14 protein-coding genes are annotated in these 22069 nt (G+C 65.8%); 11 read left to right on the forward strand and 3 right to left on the reverse strand.

Annotated elements, in window-relative coordinates; all coding sequences use genetic code 11:
- Positions 1–134 precede the first annotated feature (134 nt).
- The 3 genes from VFZ09_RS32425 to VFZ09_RS32435 all read right to left on the reverse strand — a co-directional run bounded on the left by VFZ09_RS32425 (position 135) and on the right by VFZ09_RS32435 (position 6514).
- Positions 135–2342 carry an ATP-binding protein gene (locus VFZ09_RS32425; protein ID WP_329731595.1) on the reverse strand — a complete coding sequence of 736 codons (2208 nt, stop codon included), beginning with the start codon at positions 2340–2342 and terminating at the stop codon, positions 135–137.
- A 151-nt stretch (positions 2343–2493) separates the two neighbouring features.
- A complete protein-coding gene (locus VFZ09_RS32430; protein ID WP_329731596.1) occupies positions 2494–4710 on the reverse strand; it encodes an Ig-like domain-containing protein in 2217 nt (738 codons plus the stop codon).
- 31 nt (positions 4711–4741) lie between these two features.
- Entirely contained in the window at positions 4742–6514 is a 1773-nt protein-coding gene (locus VFZ09_RS32435) for an OmpA family protein (protein WP_329731608.1), read from the reverse strand.
- A 554-nt stretch (positions 6515–7068) separates the two neighbouring features.
- Between VFZ09_RS32435 and tssJ the strand changes: the two genes are divergently transcribed.
- The 11 genes from tssJ (at position 7069) to VFZ09_RS32490 (ending at position 21946) form a co-directional block, all read left to right on the forward strand.
- Positions 7069–7641, forward strand: coding sequence for a type VI secretion system lipoprotein TssJ (gene tssJ, locus VFZ09_RS32440; RefSeq protein WP_414640770.1), 573 nt, complete (start codon positions 7069–7071; stop codon positions 7639–7641).
- Positions 7638–9005, forward strand: a complete 1368-nt coding sequence (gene tssK / locus VFZ09_RS32445; RefSeq protein WP_329731598.1) for a type VI secretion system baseplate subunit TssK — start codon at positions 7638–7640, stop codon at positions 9003–9005. Before tssJ ends, tssK begins: the two co-directional genes overlap by 4 nt.
- A 30-nt stretch (positions 9006–9035) precedes the next feature.
- Positions 9036–9728: a DotU family type IV/VI secretion system protein gene (locus VFZ09_RS32450; protein ID WP_329731599.1), complete on the forward strand. Its 693-nt coding sequence runs from the start codon at positions 9036–9038 to the stop codon at positions 9726–9728.
- Positions 9725–13396: a type VI secretion system membrane subunit TssM gene (gene tssM, locus VFZ09_RS32455; RefSeq protein WP_329731600.1), complete on the forward strand. Its 3672-nt coding sequence runs from the start codon at positions 9725–9727 to the stop codon at positions 13394–13396. The genes VFZ09_RS32450 and tssM overlap by 4 nt, the downstream gene beginning before the upstream one ends.
- The gene (gene tagF, locus VFZ09_RS32460; protein ID WP_329731601.1) at positions 13397–14332 is read left to right on the forward strand and encodes a type VI secretion system-associated protein TagF; all 936 of its coding nucleotides are present in this window, start codon (positions 13397–13399) and stop codon (positions 14330–14332) included.
- A gap of 65 nt (positions 14333–14397) precedes the next feature.
- Positions 14398–15888: a type VI secretion system contractile sheath large subunit gene (gene tssC, locus VFZ09_RS32465; protein ID WP_329731602.1), complete on the forward strand. Its 1491-nt coding sequence runs from the start codon at positions 14398–14400 to the stop codon at positions 15886–15888.
- Positions 15889–15908: 20 nt separating this feature from the next.
- A complete protein-coding gene (gene tssE, locus VFZ09_RS32470) occupies positions 15909–16304 on the forward strand; it encodes a type VI secretion system baseplate subunit TssE (RefSeq protein WP_329731603.1) in 396 nt (131 codons plus the stop codon).
- 16 nt (positions 16305–16320) lie between these two features.
- Positions 16321–18063: a type VI secretion system baseplate subunit TssF gene (tssF, locus tag VFZ09_RS32475; RefSeq protein WP_329731604.1), complete on the forward strand. Its 1743-nt coding sequence runs from the start codon at positions 16321–16323 to the stop codon at positions 18061–18063.
- Entirely contained in the window at positions 18027–19070 is a 1044-nt protein-coding gene (gene tssG / locus VFZ09_RS32480; RefSeq protein WP_329731605.1) for a type VI secretion system baseplate subunit TssG, read from the forward strand. The genes tssF and tssG overlap by 37 nt, the downstream gene beginning before the upstream one ends.
- A gap of 25 nt (positions 19071–19095) precedes the next feature.
- Positions 19096–20061 carry a hypothetical protein gene (locus VFZ09_RS32485; RefSeq protein ID WP_329731606.1) on the forward strand — a complete coding sequence of 322 codons (966 nt, stop codon included), beginning with the start codon at positions 19096–19098 and terminating at the stop codon, positions 20059–20061.
- A gap of 16 nt (positions 20062–20077) precedes the next feature.
- Complete coding sequence (locus VFZ09_RS32490; RefSeq protein WP_329731607.1) at positions 20078–21946, forward strand: type VI secretion system tip protein VgrG; 1869 nt, start codon at positions 20078–20080, stop codon at positions 21944–21946.
- The last annotated feature ends 123 nt before the right edge of the window (positions 21947–22069 follow it).

The raw sequence follows: 22069 nt of genomic DNA on the forward strand, positions 1-22069 counted from the left end.
TAGGCCACTTCCCCAGGCGAAAGGTGGAGGAGATGCGGCGGTCGTCTCCTCATCCACCCAACTTATCCGGTCTCTTCCTCCACCCAACCTACCCTGTGGTCTCGACTATGTTGAAAAACTTGTCGGACAGTCCACTAGGGCGTCCCCGCCGGGCCGAAGGGCAGCTCCAGCGCGAAGGTGGCCCCCTTCCCCGTGCCGTCGCTGTGGGCCCTCAGCGTGCCCCCCAGCTCCTGGGCCGCCAGGGCGCTGGAGTGCAGGCCAAAGCCATGCCCGTCCTCGCGGGTGGTGAAGCCGTAATGGAAGATGCGGGTGAGCAACTCCGGCGACATGCCCACGCCATTGTCACGGACCTCGATGCGCACGACGCCGTCCGTGGGACCCTCCAGCGTCACGCCCAGCCGCCGCTGCTCCACGGGCAGCATCTCCATGGCCTTGCTGGCGTTGCCGAGCAGGTTGACCAGGATCATCAGCACCTTGTGCCGGTCGGTCATCACCGGAGGCAGGGCCGCCAGGCGCCACTCCACCTGGACCTCCTCGAGGGAGAGCCCCGTCGAGCTGATGCGCAACGCCTCTTCCAGCAGCTCCGCCAGGGAGACGGACTCCTGCATCTGGGGGCTCCGGGCATGGCGCTGCTGCATCCGGACGATGGTGGCGATGTGGTCGGTGTACCGGCTGACATCCTCGAGCAACTCGCGCAGCACCTGTTGCTCGTCGAGCAGGTGCAGGCTCAACTTGCGCAGGAAGGGCACGACGTTCCTCCCGCGCTCGTCCTGGGTGAGGAAGCGGGCCAGCTGGGGTTGGTTCTCCTCGAGCAGCCCCACCACCCGGCCCACCTGCTCGATCCGCAACCCGTCCAGCCGCTCCCGGGCCACGTGCGCCGAGGTGGTGACGCTGTTGAGCACGTTACCCACGTTGTGCAGCACGTGGGTGGCCACCTCCGCCATGCCCGCGCGCCGCGCCGTGTCCACCAGCCGCTGGTGGACGTCCTTCAGCTCCCGCGTGCGCTCCTCCACGCGATGCTCCAACCACTCGTTGGCGTGGCGCAGGGCCTCCTCGCGCCGGTGGACCTCGTGGGCCATCCGCTGGAAGGCCTGGGCCAGTTGCCCCAGCTCGTCGTCGCGGGAGGTGTCCAGCTCGACGCGGAAGTCCCCGGCCTCCACCTGCGTGGCCGCCCGGGTGAAGGCCAGCAACGGACGGGTGATCTTCCGCCGCAACACCAGGGACATGATGACCAGCTCCACCAGCAGCGACACCACGCCGAAGAGCGGCACATAGCGCGCCGCGTGGAAGGCCGCCGAGGACACCTCGCGCCCGGGCAGCACCGTGACGAAGTTCCAGCCGGGCCCCGCCAGCCTCGCCACCGCGATGTACTCGTTGAACTCCGGCAGCTTCAGCAACGTCTGCCCGGGCTGGCGGCCACGGACCCGCTCGAAGATGGTGCGCAGGTGGTCATCGGCCCACCCCGCGTCCAGGACGTTGGAGACGGCCGCGCCACTCTCCCGCTTCAGCTCGGGGTGGACGATGATCTGGCCGTCGTCGCGGAAGATGAGGTTGTACGCACCCGGGAGCGAATCATGGGCGGTGCGGGCCATCAGCTCGTCGAGCAGCACGTCGTGGCCCACGGTCGCGACATGGCGGCCCTCCATGTCCAGCGGGGTGACGCCCGAGACCATCCACCGCTTCGACGGCACGTCCTCGAAGATGCCCGTCCAGGCCGTCTCCCGCCGCGGGTTGTTCCCGGGCTGGCTGAGCGTGAAGAACTCGCTGGTGACGAGCGGGAAATCGGCCGGAAGCTTCTGGCACCCGTCCGGATCCTCCGGCCAGAACACGACCTCGGCGCCCTCGGGCAGGATGACGTAGGTGTCGGTGAAGCTCGCGCGCAACGCGGGCCCGTACTGGGCCACCACGTCATGGGCGGCCAGCAGCCGGCGTTGGAAGTCCGCGTCCACCGTCACCCCCCGGCGCACGAAGACGCCCGGCATCCGCGTCCCATCGAACCCCTGGGGCCGGTTGCGGATGGAACCATCCTCCAGCCGGGTGAACAGGCTGTTGAAGCGGGGCGCGGGATCCTCCTGACGCCAGGCGAGGATGCGCTCCTCCAGGGCCTTCACGAGGAGCGCATGGTTGTGCTCGGCCAGGACGAAGACGGACTGCTCGCGCTGGCTGCGCTCGGAGACGTAGTGCACGAGCCGGAGGAAGTTCTCCGTGCGCGTGGAGCGCAGGATGTGCAGGTAGCTGACGAGCGTGGTCAGGACGATGACCAGCGCGACGCGGGCCCCCATGCTGAGCAGGGTCGCGCGGGCGAGCGAGGAGCGGAAGTCTGGAGAGGAAGCCTGCGGCATGAGTCGGTGTCCAGGACTCCGGCCGGAATGCCCTCACTCCCCGAGGACGACCCCCCTGTGCATGTCCGGCCGGCGGCGCTCCGACTCTACGCGAGGACCCGGAAGGGCGGCACACCATGCCCTCCCGTCACGTGAACAAATCGCTGAGAGCCTAGAAGCCGGACATCCTGGAGCGATTTCCCCGAAGCTCTTGAGTCACGACGAACCTGCGCCGGAATCGGGTCAGCCAGAGCCCCATGGCCAGGAACAACCCCGCCGATGCGGGCTGCGCTCCCGAGGAAGCACAGCTCAAGCCCCCGCCGATGGATTGCGCTTGTCCGACGAGGATGGTGAAAACGCGCTCGTCGGAGTGCCGCTCGCTGGTGTTACCTGCCTCATCCGTGGCCTCCGTGGTCAGTCTGTGCTCGCCAACCTCCAGCGGGACGGGCGGCCTGAAGGTCCAGTTTCCCGACTCGTCCGCCAGCGCGACACCGCTCTTCCTTCCATCGATGTAGATGGTCACGGTGCTCTTGGGCACGGCCTTCCCGGAGATGGCGGGAGTCCCCGTACTCACGGTGGCTCCATCAGCAGGTTCCACGACGTCTGGGGAGGGGGGCGGACGGATGATCACGGTCCATTGGTAGATCGCGGGAGAGGGGTCCACGTTGCCAGCACTGTCCCTGGCACGTACCTGCAACGTGTGCTCGCCGTCCGAGAGCTTTGTGAAGACAGGTGTCGGCCCACACGCAGCGAAGGAGCGGGCGTCATCGAGCCGACAATCGAAATCCGTAGCACCACTGGGAGACCCGAACTCGAATGCGGCGAGACGCGAGTTGCTGCTCTTCGGTGGTGCACTGATGATTTCGGTCTCTGGAGGCACCGTATCCACAGTGAAGACGTTGGAAGCAGACGGGGAGCCCAGGAGACCCGCCGGATTGGTCGCCTTCGCGGATACGGAGTGGAAACCATTGCTCAACCCAGTCGAGGTCAGCAATGACCATTGACCCTCCATATTTGCGGTCACCGCGCCAATCAATGCACCATCCATGAAGACCTGCACGGTGCTTAAGGGATCATCGACCGTTCCGACAATGGTGGGGGTCGGCGTGCTCACCATGTCCCCGTCCGCGGGGAGCAGAACGCGCGTCACCGGAGGAGTCGTATCGATGTTCCAGTCATATCTGGTGGCATTGCCTCTGTTCTGCGCGGCGTCCACGGCACGAACGAAGAAGGAGTAGATGCCATTACCAAGGCGGGTATAACTTTTCGGGCTGGCGCATGAGGAGAAGGGTGGCTCTCCGGATGTCTCTGGTGCACCCAGCGCACACTCATAGCTCACGGCGTCTACCGCGGAAAACTCGAATGTCGCATTTGTGAGATTGGTATTCACGGCTGGGGCGGATGTGATGACCATATCCCCTGGTGGCACCGTATCCACCGTCCACGTGCGGGTGGCTGGAGAAGAGTCCACACGGCCCCATGCGTCAATAGCCCTCACGGAGAAGATGTAGGTGCCGTCGCCAAGGCCACTATAGTGCTTCGGGCTGGTGCAGGTAGCGAAGGGCTGATCCTTGTCTGTCCCTGGCGCATCCAACTCGCACTCGTATCTTGCTCCTCCAGAGAAAGTGAATGTGGCAGTCGTGGAACTCGTGGATGAAGGTGGAGCCAAAATGATGGTTGTATCCAGAGGCACCACCTCCCAGGTGTACGTGGCTGGAGCCGACTCATTGCCTACAAGATCAATGGCTTTTACGAAGAAGGTGTAAATGCCAAAACCAAGACCATTGTAGCGCTTGGGGCTATCGCAATCCGAGAAGACCGGGTCCTTGCCTGTCCCTGGTGAATCCAGAGCACACTCGAATCTCGCCTCCATGTCAGTGGACGAAAACGAGAAGGTAGCATTCGTATCGAGTGTTACAGGTGGTGGCTTCGGGTCTCCTATGTCAATTCCAGGAGCCGTGGCATCGACAGTGAAGCTGATGGTACTGGAAGTATAACTCGGCGGAGTACCTGTTCCAGTGGGGAGTGCTGTCGCCCTGACGTACACTTCATAAGTGCCATCCCCGAGGACAGGAGAGGGGGCGTAGAGCCAAGGGGAAGTTGAAGAGGTTCCAGACGGGAACATGACGCCGTTGATGAACACCTCATAGTTGTAGGGTCCCGACGAGCAGCCTCCAGACGCGTTCGTCACACAAATCTCGATCCTTGGCCCGCCATCATTGCTCACCGTCGACTTATCGGCTGGGCTCAGGACGTACGCCTTGTTGGGTTCAAGCGCGAAATCGACTGCTGGCTCTTCGGCCACTCCATAATAGGTGTCAGGCTCGGCCAGAGCGGTGGCAGAGGACAGCCCCACGGCCAACAGCGCCACCTGGAACCATGTCTTCATCGGTTCATCCTCCAACAGCGCCGTGCCAACCCTACTCGGGCCAGACGATTTCAATTTCCACCCGCCGGTTGTTCTCCCGGCCAAAGGCGGTGGCATTGCTGTCGATCGGCCGCTCATCGCCATAGCCCTTCGCCGCCACCCGCTCCGGTGCCACGCCGTTCTCGATGAGGAAGCGCCGCACCGCTTCCGCCCGGGCCTGCGACAACCGCAGCTTGGACTCGCGGCTCCCCCGGTCGTCCGTATGCGCTCCCACGACGATGAGTGGGAACTCCGGGTGCTCGTTGATCACCTTCGCCAACAACACCAGCATCGCGTCCGAGCGGCCTCTCAGCAGTGAGTGTCCAGGCTCGAAGAAGATTCTCGACGCCAGCTCCACCCGCGTACGGCTGAGGATGATGAGCGGCATCTCGTGCTTCGGGCACCCGTAGTTCTCCTGCAGGCCCGCCACGTTGGGACAGCTATCCAGACGGTTGGCCACTCCATCCTTGTCCGTATCAGTCTCCGGGCAGCCCTTACGCTCCTCCGGTCCCGCCAGCTTTGGACAGTCGTCTACGTCATCCTCCACCCCGTCCTTGTCGGCATCCGGCTTCGGGCACCCTTCGTGATCCTTCAGGCCTGGTTGCTCCGGACAGCGATCCTTCTCATCCGCCACGCCATCCTTGTCGTCATCCGGCATCGGACAGCCCTTCCACTCGGCTTCACCCGGCTCTCCGGGGCACGTGTCCAGAGAATCCTCGATGCCGTCGTTGTCCGTGTCCCGCCACGGGCATCCATTGCGATCCAGCGAGCCCGACACCTGCGGGCACAGATCCGACGCGTTGCGCACCCCATCCCCGTCCTCGTCCATGTCCGGACATTCCTCGTACTTATGCGGCAGGTCCGGTGCACAGTTGACGGACGACTCCCCTTGCAACCTGGAGGGCGTGACGCCGCCAAAGGCCGTCCCCACCATCACGCGGAACAAAGGCGTTCCCGGAGCCGGGCCCACGCCCAGCCCTCCCATGGCGAACACCTCCATCGACGGGTTCATCAGGTATCGGGTCCCGAGCAGCAGCTCCACCGAGTTCGGCTGGTTCACCAGCGGGACACTTCCCCGCACGTCCAGTTCCCACCGCAGCCGCCGGCCCACCGTGGCCACCGCGGCCCCAAAGCGCAGCTCGTTTCCGATGGGGGCCTGCGTATAGACCGCGTTGACCGAGGTCTCGAGCAAGGGCCGCGCCATCATCTGCGCATCCAGCGCCACGCGAAACCAACCGAAACGCCGGCCCACCATCACCCGAGGGACGTAGCTCACCCCCTCGTCACGCGCGAGGAGCGAGGCGCTCCCCAGTGGCAGACCCACGCCCAACCCCAGCGCCAAGTCCAGGGGCCTTCCATCCAACTGGGACAGCAGCGCCACGCGAGCACCGAGCAGGGGCGTGCCCAGTCCTTGCCCATCCCGCGGTGCGATGCCCTCGGCGCGCAGGTCGTCACCTCGCTGGAACGCCACCAAGGGCACCTGCGCTCCCAACTCGAACCAGCGAAACGGCGCCCATGCGGCTGCCAGATGGGTGGTCACCCGGTTGCCGACGATCTCCAACCGCTCGCCACCGCGGGCGAACACCAACGGCTGGTGCTGGTAATGCCCCGTTGACGACAGCCGCAACTCGCCCTCCGGCAACAGCTCCCCCGTTCCCACCAGCAACGAGCCCGCGGCTCCCGCATTCAAATCCAACCGCTCCAGCTCGAATGCCGGGAACGCCCTCGGCTCGCCCGCGAGCGCCGCGCTCCCGGACAGAAGAAGCCCCGCCAGCCATATGCCCATCACGGGCCCACAACGTCTCATGCATGCCCCAGCTTTGATTGACCTGGGCTCGCGCCCATCTCTGTTCTCCAGGCCCTTCTCGATGAGGTGTCAATCGAAGCGGAGCGAAGCCTCGAGCCTGGCGGGGAACCCCTCATATGGCTGGTACAGGTTTTTCCACGTCCCCATCAAGACGAAGACCCGTCAACTCGCGCGGCCCCCCTTCTTGATTGTGAGCGTTCTGACTTTCAGCCCATGCACCTGATCGGCGGCACACACTTCCACGAAAAATTCAGGCGGATGCAGAACAAATGCCCTGCACCTGCTTGCTCTCCCAATCCACTGCATGTCAATGAATTCCATCCATGCAGGACACACAACCCGTCTTCCCCTGATTCCCGACGGAAGCGGAGGCGTGTCCCTCGCATGAGTAGAGCCGCGCGCGTGTGCCAGGAGTGGGGGAGGCGGGAAGACGCAGCGCAACCGGGAGTGTCATGCCTCGAATCCATTCAGGTGCCTCACCTGGAGGAGCAGCCCCTGCCCGTGGCGGTCATGACAGACTTGAAGTCTCCTGCATTGCCCTCTTCCTGGCCTGCACGGCCTGCACGGCGGTGAAGCTCGAGCCCTGTGACACGCCCCCGCCCTTCCACGTACGCATCGAGACCTCGGAGCGCGTCAACCCGGATCCCCGAGGGCGCTCCATGACGACGGTGGTGCAGATCCTCCAGCTCAAGGACAGCACCCGGCTGGAGAACGCCACCTTCCAGAAGCTCTGGAACGGTCCGGAGAAGTTCCTGGAGGATGACCTGCTCCACGTGACCGAGCTCACCCTCGCGCCCGATCAGCACGTGGAGCGTTGGATTCCGAGGGATCCCAAGACCCGGTTCGTCGTGGCCATGGGGCACTTCCGGCAGCCGCTGGGCTCCGCGTGGCGCACGGTGGTGAAGCTTCAGCCCGTCCCCAAACCCCTGTGCCGGGAAGAGCCAGAGGGCGGCGAACACGGCCCCCGCCCCATGGACGCGCAATTCCTCATCAAGCTCCAGGGCTACCAGGTCGACCTCCTGCGCGATGAGCCCCAGGTGGAAGCCTCCACTCCATTGCAGCCACAGCGCGGCCCGCGGCCGCCACACGACGGGAGCAAGGCATGAGATTCCCACAGCGTGTCGTCTGGTCGGAGGGGATGTTCATGAATCCCCACCACCTGCAGCAGCAGGACCTGTACCACGAGGCCCTGCTGGAGGCCCGGCTGGGATTGATGTTCCCCCACATCTGGGGCGTGGCCTCCATGGAGTTCGACATGGAGGCGCTGCGCTCGGGCACCGTGCAGTTGCTGCGCTTTTCCGGGGTGCTCCCGGACGGGCTCCCCGTGGCCTTCTCGCGCGGACAGGAAGAGGCGCCGCCCGCACGTCCGGTGGAAGGCTACTTCCAGGACTCGGAGCACACGCTGGACCTGTACCTGGGCATCCCCTTGGAGCGTCATGGGGTGCAGAGCTACGGCCCTGGAGGCCGGGCGGGTGCCAGCCCCCGCTTCACGCCCAAGAGCCGCCCCATCAGCGACCTGAATGCGGCCACCGCGGTCGTCCCGGTCTATTTCGCTCAGCGCAACGTGCGGCTGCTCTTCGATTCCGAGCCACGTGACGACTTCGCCGCCATCAAGATCGCCGAGCTCGCCCGCGACAAGTCCGGCAACCTGGTGCTGGTGGACAACTACGTCCCGCCGTGCCTGCGCGTCGACGCGTCTCCCTATCTCCTCAACGAGCTGAGGCTGTTGCTTCGGTTGATGATTGCCAAACAGCGAACGCTCTCCTCGCGGCGCCGGCATCGCGACGAGTCCGTCCTCGAGTTCACCGCCTCGGACGTCACGCTCTTCCTGGAGCTCAACGCCCTCAACGGCATCATCCCCTTGCTCATGCACGTGCTGGAGGCGGGCAACCTGCAACCCCAGCAGCTCTACCTGGCGCTCAGCCAGTGCGCGGGCCAGCTCTGCTCCTTCTCTCCGGAGGCGGACCCGTCCACCCTGCCCACCTTCCAGTACACCAACCTGCGCGCCACCTTCGAGGAGCTGTTCCGGCGCATGAACGAGCTGCTGCGTGCCGTGGCCCTCGAGCAGTGCCTCACCGTGCCCCTCGAGCTGGGTGCGGACCGGCTCTTCCGCGGCAACCTCTCGGACGAGCGGTTGGAGCGCTGCGGCCAGTTCTTCCTCACCGTACGCAGTGAGCTGCCGGAGCAGGTGGTGTCCGAGCAGCTCCCCAAGCTCATCAAGCTGGCCTGCGGCTCGGAGATCCGGAACGTGGTCCACGCCACCTCACAAGGGGTGTCCATCAAGGTCACCCACCGGCCTCCACCGGAAATCCCCCTCCAGCCGGGCACGTCCTACTTCGCCGTCTCCACCCAGGACGCCCATTGGAAGAACGTGATGCGCGAGCGGAACCTGGTGCTCCACCTGCCCCACCCCTTCGACGTCAGCCACACCAGCCTCGAGCTGCTCGCCGTGCCAACGCTTGGCCGTTGAGCCCGTCTCCGCCTTGGCCCCGGGGGAACCATGGATCGCGTCAACGAGACCACGAAGGACTGCTTCGACGTCATCATCCAGCTCCGCAACGCGGAGGCGGCCGCGGTGCCGCCGCCCGAGATTCTCAACCACCGCCTGCGTGGCGTGGTGGACGAGGTGCTGCGCCGCGCCACCTCGCTCGGCTTCAGCCACCAGGATGCGCAGGACATCACCTACGCCCTGGTGGGACTCATCGACGAGGTGATTCTGGGCAAGCCAGAGGACTACCGGCAGTTCTGGATGAGCAACCTGCTGCAGCTCCGCTATTTCGACGAGAACATGGCGGGTGACGGCTTCTTCGACCGGCTCAGCGCCATCCGGAAGGATCCGCACCGGACCGAGGTGCTGCGCGTCTACTACACCTGTCTGCTGTTCGGCTTCCAGGGGCGCTACCGTATCCGCGGCGGAGAGCTGGAGCTGCTCACGCTCATCGACGGCGTGAAGAAGGATCTGGAGCGCGCCAGCCCCTTCGACTTCGACGTCCTCTCGCCCCACGGGGAGCGGCCCTCCGAGCGGCTGACGGCGGCGAAGCGGCGTGCCTCCGTCTTGGTCATCTCCATGGGAGCCATGGTCCTGGCGCTGCTCGTCTACAGCGGCCTGTTGCTGATGCTGGATCGCAGCGCATCCCAGATGCTCCACCAGATCGAGCTCCACCTGAACTCCATCGCCAGGGAGGTTCCGTGATTGTCCCCATCCTGACCGCGATGGTGTTGGCCCTGCTCTGGGCCGCCGTCATCGCGCTGAAGCTGACGCCTTGGATTGGCATCACCGCCACGGGCCTGGCTGTGCTCTTCCTGGGGGTCCGGGCCCTCATCCGCCGGCGGCGTGCCCGCAGGGCGGCGGCGGCGAAACTGGAGGAGGACATCACCGCTCAGGCCGAGGAGCAGGCCCGGACGGTGCGGCCGGATCTGCAGCCGGAGATCCAGGCCATGAAGTCCGAGTTCTCCCGGGCGATGTCCGCGCTGAAGACGTCCAAGCTCGCCCGCGGTGGCCGGGATGCGCTCGCGGTGCTGCCCTGGTACCTGATGATCGGCCCGCCTGGCACCGGCAAGAGCACGGCCTTGCGCAACTCGGGGTTGAAGTTCCCCTACCTCTCCAATCGCGGAGCCGGTGGCGTCCGCGGCGTGGGCGGTACTCGCAATTGTGACTGGTGGCTCACCAACGACGCCGTCTTCCTGGACACCGCTGGCCGCTACACCACGGGCGAGGAGGACCGGAACGAGTGGTTCGCCTTCCTGGACATCCTCTGCCGCTACCGTCCCCATCGCCCCATCAACGGCCTCGTCATCACGGTGAGCGTGAATGACCTGATGACCGAGGATCCCCAGGCGGCCGGCGAGCTGGGCCAACGCATCCGCGAGCGCGTGGATGAAGTGACGGCCCGCCTCAAGGTCGTGGTGCCCATCTATGTGATGATCACCAAAAGCGACCTGCTCACCGGCTTCATGGAGATGTTCGCGGACCTGCCGCGCTCCGAGCGGGGGCAGATCTGGGGCTTCACCGTGCCTCTGGAGTCGCAGGAGGAGGCGCCCTCGGAGTTCCTGCTCAAACGCTTCGACGAGCTCACGTCCGTACTCGAGCAGCGGGCCGTGCGGCGCCTCGGGCAGGAGCGCCGGTTGGAAGCGCGCGAACGCATCCACCAGTTCCCCCACCGCTTCGACGCGCTCCGGAGGAACCTGGCGGAGTTCGTTCAGCCGCTCTTCCTGGAGAATGTCTTCCAGGACACGCCCGTGATGCGTGGGGTGTACTTCACCAGCGGAACCCAGGACACCCGCCCGGCCGAGCGCCCGGCACAGGGCGGGGCGGCCGAGGTCTTCGGCTCCAGCCGCGGGGCGGCCGAGTCCACCGAGGGCCGGAGCTTCTTCCTCTGGGAAGTCTTCAACAAGGTGATGTTCCAGGACCAGAAGCTCGCGGTGCGCAGCTCCATGGAGGAGATCCGCCTGCGCAAGCAGCGCTACACCCTGGCAGCGGCCTGCCTGGCCTCCGCGGCCCTGGTGCTGGTCCTCCCCGCCATTTCCTACGTGAAGAACCTGGAGATGCTGCGCACCGTGCGGGACAGCATCACCACGGTGAAGCTGGAGATCAACGACGACATCAGCCGCGTCCAGGAGCTCAGTCCCCTCCAGCAACAGCTCGCGATGCTGCACCAGCACCGCGCCGGCTCTCCCCCCTTCTGGATGCGCATGGGCATGTACCAGGGGGACAAGCTCTACCCGCTGGCCCAGTCCTTCTATAACAACCAGCTCAAGGGCATCCTGCTCGGACGCCAGCATGGCCGCATCCGGCAGGCGCTGGAGCAGTTCGCGGAGAACCAGGATCGCCCGGAGTGGAAGCCCAGCTCCGACTCCTACGGGCGCCACTTCAATGACCTGAAGCTCTACCTGCTCATCACCTGGCCGCGCAGCACGCGCGAGCCCGCGCTGGACGAAGAGCACCAGTCCTGGATCGTCCGGCAGATGGTGTCGCATTGGACGGACGTCAAGGGCAAGGACTGGGAGATAAGCCTGGAGCAGGCCGTCACCCGGCACGCGGAGACATACATCGCCATGCTGGCCGCGGATCCGCAGGCCATGGGCTTCAAGAGGGACGAGCGGATCGTGCGCTACGCCCGCCGGGCGCTCAATCGCGTGCCGCTGGCGACCCTGCAGCTCGAGCAGCTCGTCTCCGAGACCGAGGGCGAGTTTCCGGCCCTGTCCTTGGGGGACATGGTGGGCGCGGTCCCCGAGATGAAGGCCGGCCGCAAGGTCCGTGGCGCTTACACCCGCCGGGCCTGGGAGGACAAGATCCGGCTGCGGCTGGACTCCGCCTTCCAGGACACCCAGCGCTGGGTGCTCAACCGCGACTCCCGTCAGGACGAGGAGGCCCTGCGCGCCGAGCTGCGGACGCGCTACTACCAGCAGTACATCCAGGAATGGTCTGACTTCCTGCTCTCCATCCAGGTCGAGGCACCCGGTGACATCGACCAGACCGAGCGGCTGCTCACGAGCCTCACCCGCGGCAAACCGGCCCCCTATGGCCGGCTCTTCCAGACGCTCGCGCACAACGCACAACTCCAGGCACCCGACGAGCCCGCGGAGACCACGCTCAAGGATTGGATCTCCAAACCCCTCGAGGCCATCGAGGCCAAGAAGGTAGAAGGCAAGGACAAGAAACCACCGCCTCCCCCCCTCGCGGCACTGATCGATCCCACGACGTCCTTGGGGGATCGGGAAGTGACCGCGCGGGACGTGGCGCGGCACTTCTCCCCGCTGGTCAGGCTCGCCGCGGCCCGGGGCTCCTGCTCGGAGGATGAGGAGGAGTGCATGTCTCAGCTCGACTTCTACCAGGAGCGGCTCAAGCTGGTGCTCACCACCATTCTCGAGGTCCGTGACAAGCCAGGTGAGTCCGGGCTCCTCATCGAGAAGATCAAGTCCACCCGGAACGATGTCGAGAGACTCATCGCCTCGCAGGAAGGTGGGCAGGCCGTGCTCAGCAAGCTGCTCCTCCCTCCCTTGCGCGACGTGCGGGACATCATCTTCCGCGATGTGGCCGAGAAGAAGAGCCTGCTGTGGTGCGAGGAGGTGGCGCAGCCCTTCATGAACCTGATGGCCAGCCGCTACCCGTTCAACAAGAGCTCCCTGATGGATGTGCCCCTGGCCGAGCTCGCCGAATACATCCGTCCCTCCAACGGCGCGGTGAGGCGCTTCCTCAAGACCCAGCTCACGGAGGATGTCGTTCCCAACGGGCGGCGGCTGCAGTTCGGCACTCCCGGCTCACACGCGATGTACAAGGATGAACTGCTGCTCCATGCGGAGCGGGTGAACACCCTGGCCACGGCGCTGTTTCCGAGCGACGAGATGGATCCACTCGTCCGCTTCCAGATTCGCATCCGGGCCGGCACCTCTCCGGATTCCTCCCCCTCGGACATCGCCTCCATCAAGTTCATCATGGACGGAACCGAGGTCCCCTACCGCAACGGTCCCGACAACATCTGGCATCGGATGATCTGGCCGGGACAGGCGGGAGAGCTCGGCGCCACCATCGAAGTGGTGGATTCACAGGGCAATGAGTCGAAGCTCCACGGCAAGGGAGAATGGGGTCTGTTCCGGCTGTTGGAACGGGTCAAGAGCATCGAGCCCAGCCCGGATGGACGTTTCTTCACCGCGACGTGGGAGGTGAAGGAATTGCGTGGCGCGTTGGTCTCCATCGACATCCGCCCCGAGCGTCTGGCGAATCCGTTCTTTGGCACCTCCGGAAACAACACCGCCAGGCTGATGCAGCTCTTCCGGGATCCCCATCTCCTGCCTCCCCTCGGCATCGCCCGGAATGGCAAGAACTGCCCCCAAGCGGTCAGCACCGGCACGGAGCCCTGAATGAGTGTGTCCGCCACGCCAAGACTCGGGATGGTGGGAAAGGCGCCCTGCCAGGCCGACTTCCTCCGCATCCAGGCCTCCAGCCCGCTGGCGCACCAATTCCTGCACTGGCTGTCCGCGGGGGTGGAGGCAGCTCGCGCCGCCCGGTGCGGGCTTCCCTCGGGGACTGCGTCCTTCCTGTTCACCGTGCCCGGGGAGCGAAACGTGCTGGCGGGGGTCTTCTCACCGAGCGTGGATGGCGTGGGACGAGCCTTCCCGCTGGCGGTGTTCACCGAGCTGGCGGCCTCCGCCCTGGCGCTCCGCCTCTCCCTGCTCCCCCTGGCGCTCCGCCCGTTTCTGTTGGCCTCGTCCGAGCTCCTGCGGGCCTCCGCGTCGATGGACCTTCCAGAGCTCACACGCCAGGTGGGAATCCTGCCACCCCCTGACATGGAGGACTTCGTCAGCGCGGACCGGCAACTCCAGGAGCTGCTCGCGGGACGGAGAGGCGTGGATCTCCTGGCCCCCCTGAGCCACCCCGAGGAGGCGCTCGACAGCACCTACTACGCCCTGCACACCTTCCGCGTGGCGTGCACGGGAGAGCGCCACCGGCAGGACACCCCGGCCCACATCATCCTGGAATGCCCCCTGGTCAACGGGCTCGGTCCCGCGGTGTGGCTGGAGCTGGCGGCGAAGTTGCTGCGCTGGACGTCCACGCCTCCCGCCTTCGCCTGGTCCGATGGCGCGGAGCCCCGCCTCCTGCTGTGCCTGGGCACCACCGCCCCCGAGCTCTTCCTCCACCTCGCCCGCCCTGGCTGGGATGGATCCCACCTCTGGCCATTGCGCACCACTCGCGCCGCGGCCATCGAGCACGCAAGGCGCTCCCTGTCCGAGACACAGCGGCGCCACATCGACTCGCCCACCACGCCCCTGGAGGCGCTGCTCCACGCCCTCTCATGACCGATCGCTCCCCGCCCCCTCCGCATTCCAGCCGGCCTCCGCTCTCCCACTCCTCTGACGATGCCATGAGCACCGAGAAGAACAGCCTGAAGGGCAACAGCCTGGCGGTAGGGGCGGAATCCGCTTCCGCCCTGCTCGGCGACCTCCTGGCGGAGGCCCGGCTCGGGCCCGGAGAGGAGGGCTATGACGTCACCCTCCGTGGAGCCCAGGCATTCCTCACCGAGATGCTGGTGGGCCACCGGGCTGAAGAGCGGGTGGACAAGGAATTGGTGGATGCGCTGGTCGCGGAGATCGATCAACGTCTGAGTGAGCAACTCGACGAGATCCTCCACCACCCGGGCTTCCAAAGGCTGGAGTCCACCTGGCGCTCGCTGAAGTTCCTCATCGACCGGGTGGACTTCCGCGAGAACATCCGGGTGGAGGTGCTCAACGTCTCCAAGGAAGCCCTGCTCGAGGACTTCCAGGACACGCCCGAGGTGGTGAAGAGCGGACTGTACCGGCTGGTCTACTCCAATGAGTATGGAGCCTTCGGTGGCAAGCCCTACGGGGTGGTTTGCAGCTGGTTCGACTTCGGCCCCGGCCCCCAGGACATGGAATTGCTGCGCAAGTGCTCGGCGGTGGCGGCCATGGCGCACGTCCCCTTCCTCTGCAATGCCAGCCCGGAATTCTTCGGTGGGCAGAGCTTCCTCGAGCTGCCCGCCCTGAAGGATTTGAAGTCACTCTTCGAGGGGCCCCGGTACGTGCGCTGGCAGTCGTTCCGCAACAGCGAGGACGCGCGCTACGTGGGCCTGTGCCTGCCGCGATTCCTGCTGCGCCGCCCCTACGGAGAGACAACCCTGCCCGTGCGCGCCTTCAACTACAGCGAAGACGTGGTCGGCCATCATGAGCGTTATCTGTGGGGGCCCGCCTCCGTCGCACTGGCCACCCGCGTGGCGGACTCGTTCGCCCGATACCGCTGGTGCCCCAACATCATCGGCCCGGAGTCCGGCGGCGCCGTGGAGAACCTCACGCTCCACAAGTACGAGGCCCTCGGTGAGCTCCAGGCCAGGGTTCCCACCGAAATCTTGCTCACCGAGCACCGTGAGTACGAGCTGAGCCAGGAGGGTTTCATCGGGCTGGTGTTCCGCAAGTCCACGGACAACGCGGCGTTCTTCTCGGCCAACTCCGCCCAACGCCCCAAGCTCTTCGGCGACACCCCCGAGGGCCGCGAGGCGGAGACCAACTATCGGTTGGGCACGCAGCTCCCCTACATGTTCATCATGTGCCGCCTGGCGCACTACATCAAAGTGCTACAGCGTGAGCAGATTGGAAGTTGGAAGGAGCGCTCGGACCTGGAGCGCGAGCTCAACCAGTGGCTGAGCGACTACGTGACGGACATGGAGGATCCCGCTCCCACGGTGCGCGCGCGCCGGCCGCTGCGCAGCGCACGGGTGACGGTGGAGAACGTGGAGGGACAGCCCGGCTGGTACCGCTGCAATCTCCGGGTCCGGCCGCATTTCAAATACATGGGCGCGTCTTTCACCCTGTCACTGGTGGGCAAGCTCGATAGGGAATGAGCCCCTGGAGATCAACGACCATGTCCACACACGGGCTCCTCTCTCGTCTGGAAAGCGGCGACATGCACCCCTCCCGGCGGGAGGATCCAGTCGAGGCCATCACCCGGCACCTCCGGGTTCTGCTCAACACCCGGAAGGGTGAATCCGTCTCCTCACCTGGCTACGGCATCCTGGATTTCAACGATGTCGTCCACACGTATCCCTCGGCCATCCAGAGAATGCAGGCCTCCATCCAGGCCGCCATCCAGGAGTACGAGCCACGCTTGAGAAACGTGGTGGTCATCCACACGCCGCAGGCTGGAGATCCTTCGGCCCTGAAGTTCGAAATCACCGCACAGCTCGCCACGAAGGGCTCCAGCCGCGTCCTGTATTTCCGGACGCGTCTGGGGGCCGGAGGCAGGGTGGAGCTGTGGTGAAGCGCGAGGCTCGCACATGTTCAGCAAGTACTATCTGAGTGAGCTGACCTACCTGAGGGAGATGGGCCGGACGTTCGGCCTGGCCAATCCCGCCACCGCGGGTCTGCTGGTGGAGCGCGGAGCGGACCCGGATGTGGAACGGCTGTTGGAAGGTTTCGCCTTCCTGACGGCGCGCATCCGGGAGCGGGTGGAGGACGACATCCCGGAGATGGTGCACGTCCTGTCGGATCTGCTCCTGCCGCACTACCTGCGGCCGATCCCCGCCTGCACCATCCTCGAGTTCACGCCCCAGCAGAAGGCCCTGCGGGGACGCGCGCATGTGCCCGCCGGCGTGGAGGTCGCGGCCCAGCCCATCGACGACACCTCCTGCATCTTCCGCACGACGTCGGACGTGGAGCTGCTTCCCCTGACGCTCGAGGGCGCCCACCTGGACAAGTCCTCCACCACCCATCCGGTGCTGCGCCTCTTCTTCCAGACGCAGGAGCAGGGCCGCGCCGAGGTCTTCCAACCCGGTGGCCTGCGGCTGTTCATCCACTCCGAGCTGGCCACCAGCTCCCTCATCCTCCTGTGGCTGCTGCGCTACTGCCGCAAGGTGCAGGTGCGCTCCGGCACCGGTCCCGGCATCCTGCTGCCGCCAGAGGTCATCCGTCCCGTCGGCTTCGACCGGAAGCTCAGGATGCTGCCCTGGCCCCGCGTCTCCGAGGGCTACCGGCAGCTCCAGGAGTACCTCACCCTGCCGGAGAAGTTCCTCTTCTTCGAGGTGGGACAACTGGAGGAGGCCGCCGACGTGGTGGAGGACCGGTTCGAGCTGGCCTTCCACCTCGAGCGGCCCCCGCCCCTGGAGGCCAGCATCACGCGGGACATGTTCCGGCTCCACTGCACGCCCGCCATCAACCTCTTCTCCGCCTCGGCCCACCCGCTGCGCCACCACACGATGGATCGCGAGCACCTGTTGCGCGCCGCCGAGAAGGATCCGCGGCACTCGGAGGTGTACACGGTGGACCGCGTCACGGGCCTGCAGGCCGGGCGCAACGAGCGGCGCCTCTACCGGCCCTTCTTCGGCTTCGAGCACGCCTCGGGCGAGGACGCGGAGCCGGCCTTCTACCGGCTGCGCCGGGCCCCCTCCCCCATCGACGATGGCATCGACACCTTCCTGGCGTTGGAGACAGCACGGGACGTGGTGCCCTCCCTCTCCAAGGAGACCCTGTCGGTCGAGCTGACCTGCACCAACCGCTCACTGCCGGGCCGGCTGCAGGTGGGCGATGTCTGCCTGTCGACCTTCACCTCGCCCTCGTTCGCGCGCTTCAAGAACATCACCCCGGTCAGCCGTCCGGCCCGGGCGCCCCTGGGCACCGAGCTGCACTGGCGGCTGCTCTCGCACCTGGCCATCAACCAGCGCTCGCTCGCGGACGCCTCCGTGCTGCGCTGCCTGCTGGAGCTCTACAACTTCCACGCCCTCGCGGATGACCTGACGGGGCGGGCCAACCGGCTGCGCATCAATGCCATACGCGCGGTGGAGGTGCGCCCCGGCACCCGGTTCCTCGAGGGCGTGCCGATACGCGGCAACCGCACCACCGTGGAGCTCGACGAGACGAGCTTCATGGGCGCCGGAGACACATTCCTCTTCGGCTGCGTCCTCGACGAGCTGCTCGCGTCCAACGTCACCCTCAACGCGTTCAACGAGCTGGCGCTCCGGCTTCAACCCTCGCAGATGGAGTACTCGTGGCTGCCCCGGAACGGAACCCAGATGATTTTGTAGAGGCGGACGATGCCCTGCGTCCCCTGGCCAACCGGCTCGGGTTCTTCCCGCTGGTGGCGTACCTGGAGCGGCTCACCCATGGCGCGGCACGCGTGGGCGAGCTGGGCCCGGTGAGCCAGGAGCGGATCCGCTTCCGGCATGATCCTGCCCTGGGCTTCTCCTCGGGGGACGTCAGCGACGTGGCACTGCGGCAGGTGCCCGCCCAGGAGGACGAGCCCAAGGCACGGCGCCCGCTCTTCGAGGTGGTCACCACCTTCCTCGGGCTCACCGGCTCCGTCAGCCCGCTGCCCATGTACGTGTCCGAGGCCGTGGCCCAGGAGGATCCGGATCGGCCGGTGCGGCGCGAGATGCTGGATCTGTTCCATCACCGGCTGCTGTCACTGCTGTACCGGCTCGAGTCCCGCTACCGCGTCACCAGCGAGCTGACCTCCACCTGCGACGACGACTGGTCGCGCCGCCTGCTGACCCTGGCCGGCTTCGACACCTTCGAGAAGCCCTGGTCCGGGAAGCTGCCCGTCTGGAGGCTGATGCGGCTCGTTCCCATCCTGGCCAGCCACATCCGCACCGCGGAGAAGCTGCAGCTGGCGCTCCAGGACGTGCTGGAGGGTGAGCTGGAGGGTGCTCGCATCACCGTGCACCAGTTCCAGGGCCGGTGGGTGGACATCGATGCGCGTCTCCAGCTCGGCGAGGCGTACCACCAGCTCGGGCGCAACACGCTGCTGGGTGGCCAGGCGTATGACCGGATGGGGCGGTTCAGGATCGAGATCGGCCCGCTCCCGCCCGATGTCTGGCGCCGGCTGCTGCAAGAGGGAGATCTCTACCCGCTGGCGCGCGAGGTGGTGGCGCTCTGCGTGAGGGATCCCATCGAGTACGACTTCGAGCTCTTCCTCAGCGAGAGCATCAACCACACCTACAACCTCTCGTACACCGAGCCCTCGCGGCTCGGACGGGACACCTGGCTCGGCACCAACCTGCAGAACCGGGTGATCGTGCCCGGCTCCCCTTGAGCACCCCTGCCTCTGGAGAACACCCATGCGCCTTGCCTTCATGACGCCCTGTTTGTGCTGGCTGTTGCTCGCCGCGGGGTGCGCGGCCCGGCAGAAGCCGGAGCTGTGCTTCCACGAAGTCACCCGCGAGAAGCGCCCCGTCCTCTCACCCGAGGAGTGGTTCGCACTGCTGGTGCACGGCTACTCCCCCGAGCAGCGTACGGCGCCCCAACCCACCCTGGACTGCTCGGGCTCGCCCGTCGTGTGGCAGGAGCCCGTGGCGGATGCCTGTCGTGAAGCCGGTCCGGAACCGGAGCCCCTCCCGGCCACGGAGCAGCTCACCGAGGACGATCTGATCCTGGAGACCGTGCGCTCGGATCTGCGTCTTGTCTGGGTGCTCACACGGCGTTTCGCCAATGGCGAGGCCCTCGGGCCCGTGGGGTTGGTGGAGCGGACGGATCAGGGGCTCATCGTCCGGGCGCTCGGGAGCCTGCGCTCATTTCCCCAGGGCGCGAAGCTGCAACTGAAGCGGAGCGGAGACGTGGAGGTGCTGGTCGCCGAGGGAGATCAGTGCACGAATGAGTCACCACCGGTGTGCCGCCGCTTCGCCCGCCTCCTCCCGCTGCGCCACGGCCGGTTCTTCGCGGAGTCCGTGGTGAGCAAGCAGGGTCAGTGCCTGGGCCCCACGTGGTTTCCTCTCAGCCGGGAGCAACTGCTCGATCTACCTGGCGGCCTGCAACGGAAGGTGGAGCTGACGTCCAACCTGCGCTTTGGCCCCGAGGGCATCATCATCGACGAACAGGTGATGATGCATGACATGGATCCCCACTACGCCTCGCTGCCGCCCATGCCCTACCGGCGTGCGCAAGCCGAGCGGAAGCTGACGGTGGAAAACAATCGGCTGGTTGGGACGGAGCCCTCGCTCTGGGTGAAGCTGCTGGAGCATGAGCTGCAGGCGGGCGCGACCCCCCTGAAGACTCCGGTACTGCAGGCCACGCCGGCCAAGCCGTAGGACACGGGAGGCAGCCATGGTCGCTCGAGCACTCGTTCATGAACTGGGGCAGTCGTCGCTCTTCACATTCGAAGTCGGGGGACTCGCGGTCCCCCTGCGCGTCGTGCGCTTCTCGGGTGCCGAGGGACTGTCCAGTCTCTTCGAGTACCAGGTGGAGCTGGCCTGCGAGGATCAGGAGATCGACTTCGCGGACGCAGTGGGCAAACCGGCGCTGCTGACGCTACAGGGCGACCTTCGCCCGAAGCTCCTCAACGGCATCATCAGCCGCTTCGAGCAGATCAACGAGATGCCTCGCTACGCCATCTACCGGGCCACGGTGGTGCCCCTGGTGTGGAGGCTCAAGCACCGCTTCGACTGCCGGATCTTCCAGGCGATGGACACTCCGGCCATCCTCAAGAAGGTCTTCGAAGCGGCCTCCGTGCCAACGGACCAGGTGCGCTTCACCCTGACGGGCAGCTACGAGCCCCGCGACTACTGCGTGCAGTACCGCGAGTCCGACTGGGCTTTCGTCAGCCGTTTGATGGAGGAGGATGGACTCTTCTATTTCTTCGAGCATGAGCAGGACAAGCACACCCTGGTGATTGGGGATGGGGCGGCGGCCTTCAAACCGATTGACGGAGTGGACACGCTGCCCTTCCGCCGGGACGCGGGCATGGTGGTCACGGAAGACCACGTGAACCACTTCCGCTTCTCCGAGGAGGTCCGCCCCGGCAAGGCCACCCTGCGTGACTTCAACTTCAAGAAGCCAGGGTTGAACATGCAGGCGGCCAACGGAGCGAAGGTCGATGCGGACCTGGAGGTGTACGACTACCCGGGGGAGTATCAGGATCCCTCCCAGGGAACGCTGGCCAAGGGCAGTACCATCGCCAGGGTGCGGCTGGAGGCCCTCCAGGCCAGCAAGCGTCTGGCGCAGGGCAGAAGTGACTGTGAGCGATTTCTGCCAGGGCGGCTGTTCTCCCTGACCGAGCACTCACGGAGGAGCCACAATGGCCGTTATCTCCTCATCGGGGTGAGCCATCAGGGCAGCCAGCCACAGGTGCTGGACGAGGAGTCCCAGGGAGGGGGGTTCAGCTACTCCAACGCCTTCACCTGCATCCCGGAGGAAGTGCCCTACCGGCCGGCCCGGGTGACTCCGAGGCCCCATGTCAGGGGAGTGCAAACCGCGGTGGTGGTGGGACCCAAGGGAGAGGAGATCTACGTAGACAAGTGGGGCCGGGTCAAAGTGCAGTTCCATTGGGACCGGCAGGGAACGCTGGATGAACACAGCTCATGCTGGGTACGGGTGAGTCAGCTCTGGGCCGGTGAGGGATGGGGCGCCATGTTCATCCCTCGCATCGGCCAGGAGGTCATCGTCGACTTCATCGAAGGTGACCCGGACCGGCCCCTCATCATCGGCCGTGTCTACAATGGCAACAACCTCGTGCCCTACGAGCTGCCAGCGCACAAGACCAAGAGCACCATCAAGTCCAACTCCTCGCTGGGCAAGGAGGGGTACAACGAGCTGCGCTACGAGGACAAGAAGAGCCAGGAGCAGATCTTCATGCACGCCGAGCGCAATATGGACGTGCATGTGAAGAATGACTCGTTCGAGAACATCCTCCACGACCGTCACCAGACCATTGGATGCGAAGGCGAGAACGGAAAGGCCGGTGATCAGAATGAAATGGTCTATCGGGACAAGAACTTGAAGGTACACCGCCACAGCCAGGAGCACATCGGCGGGGACATGATGCTCCTGGTGGGAGGCATTGATGGCGATGGGAATGTGGATGTCGTCATGAAGTCCAACCGCATGGAGCTGGTGCACAAGGACAGCCATCTGCACGTCAAGCAGAACCTGAATGAGAAGGTGGACGTCACCCGCTCACACTACAGTTGCGAGTGATTTACCTGCTCTGAGAGGTGCGCTTGCGGTAGTGACAGAGCTTGGCAATGGCTTGGTGACGGCGTCGCCAGAAGCTCCAGTGGAGCGTGAAAGTGCCTGGGGGTTGCCACGATTGAAGCAGAC

This window comes from Archangium sp. (assembly GCF_036277355.1).
Taxonomy (GTDB): Bacteria; Myxococcota; Myxococcia; order Myxococcales; family Myxococcaceae; genus Archangium.

Excerpts from the sequence above, each read along its gene's own strand:
- VFZ09_RS32425 (WP_329731595.1), bottom strand. The coding sequence starts at position 2,342 with ATGCCGCAGGCTTCCTCTCCAGACTTCCGCTCCTCGCTCGCCCGCGCG.
- VFZ09_RS32430 (WP_329731596.1), bottom strand. The coding sequence starts at position 4,710 with ATGAAGACATGGTTCCAGGTGGCGCTGTTGGCCGTGGGGCTGTCCTCT.
- VFZ09_RS32435 (WP_329731608.1), bottom strand. The coding sequence starts at position 6,514 with ATGGGCATATGGCTGGCGGGGCTTCTTCTGTCCGGGAGCGCGGCGCTC.
- tssK (WP_329731598.1), top strand. The coding sequence starts at position 7,638 with ATGAGATTCCCACAGCGTGTCGTCTGGTCGGAGGGGATGTTCATGAAT.
- VFZ09_RS32450 (WP_329731599.1), top strand. The coding sequence starts at position 9,036 with ATGGATCGCGTCAACGAGACCACGAAGGACTGCTTCGACGTCATCATC.
- tagF (WP_329731601.1), top strand. The coding sequence starts at position 13,397 with ATGAGTGTGTCCGCCACGCCAAGACTCGGGATGGTGGGAAAGGCGCCC.
- tssC (WP_329731602.1), top strand. The coding sequence starts at position 14,398 with ATGAGCACCGAGAAGAACAGCCTGAAGGGCAACAGCCTGGCGGTAGGG.
- tssE (WP_329731603.1), top strand. The coding sequence starts at position 15,909 with ATGTCCACACACGGGCTCCTCTCTCGTCTGGAAAGCGGCGACATGCAC.
- tssF (WP_329731604.1), top strand. The coding sequence starts at position 16,321 with ATGTTCAGCAAGTACTATCTGAGTGAGCTGACCTACCTGAGGGAGATG.
- VFZ09_RS32485 (WP_329731606.1), top strand. The coding sequence starts at position 19,096 with ATGCGCCTTGCCTTCATGACGCCCTGTTTGTGCTGGCTGTTGCTCGCC.
- VFZ09_RS32490 (WP_329731607.1), top strand. The coding sequence starts at position 20,078 with ATGGTCGCTCGAGCACTCGTTCATGAACTGGGGCAGTCGTCGCTCTTC.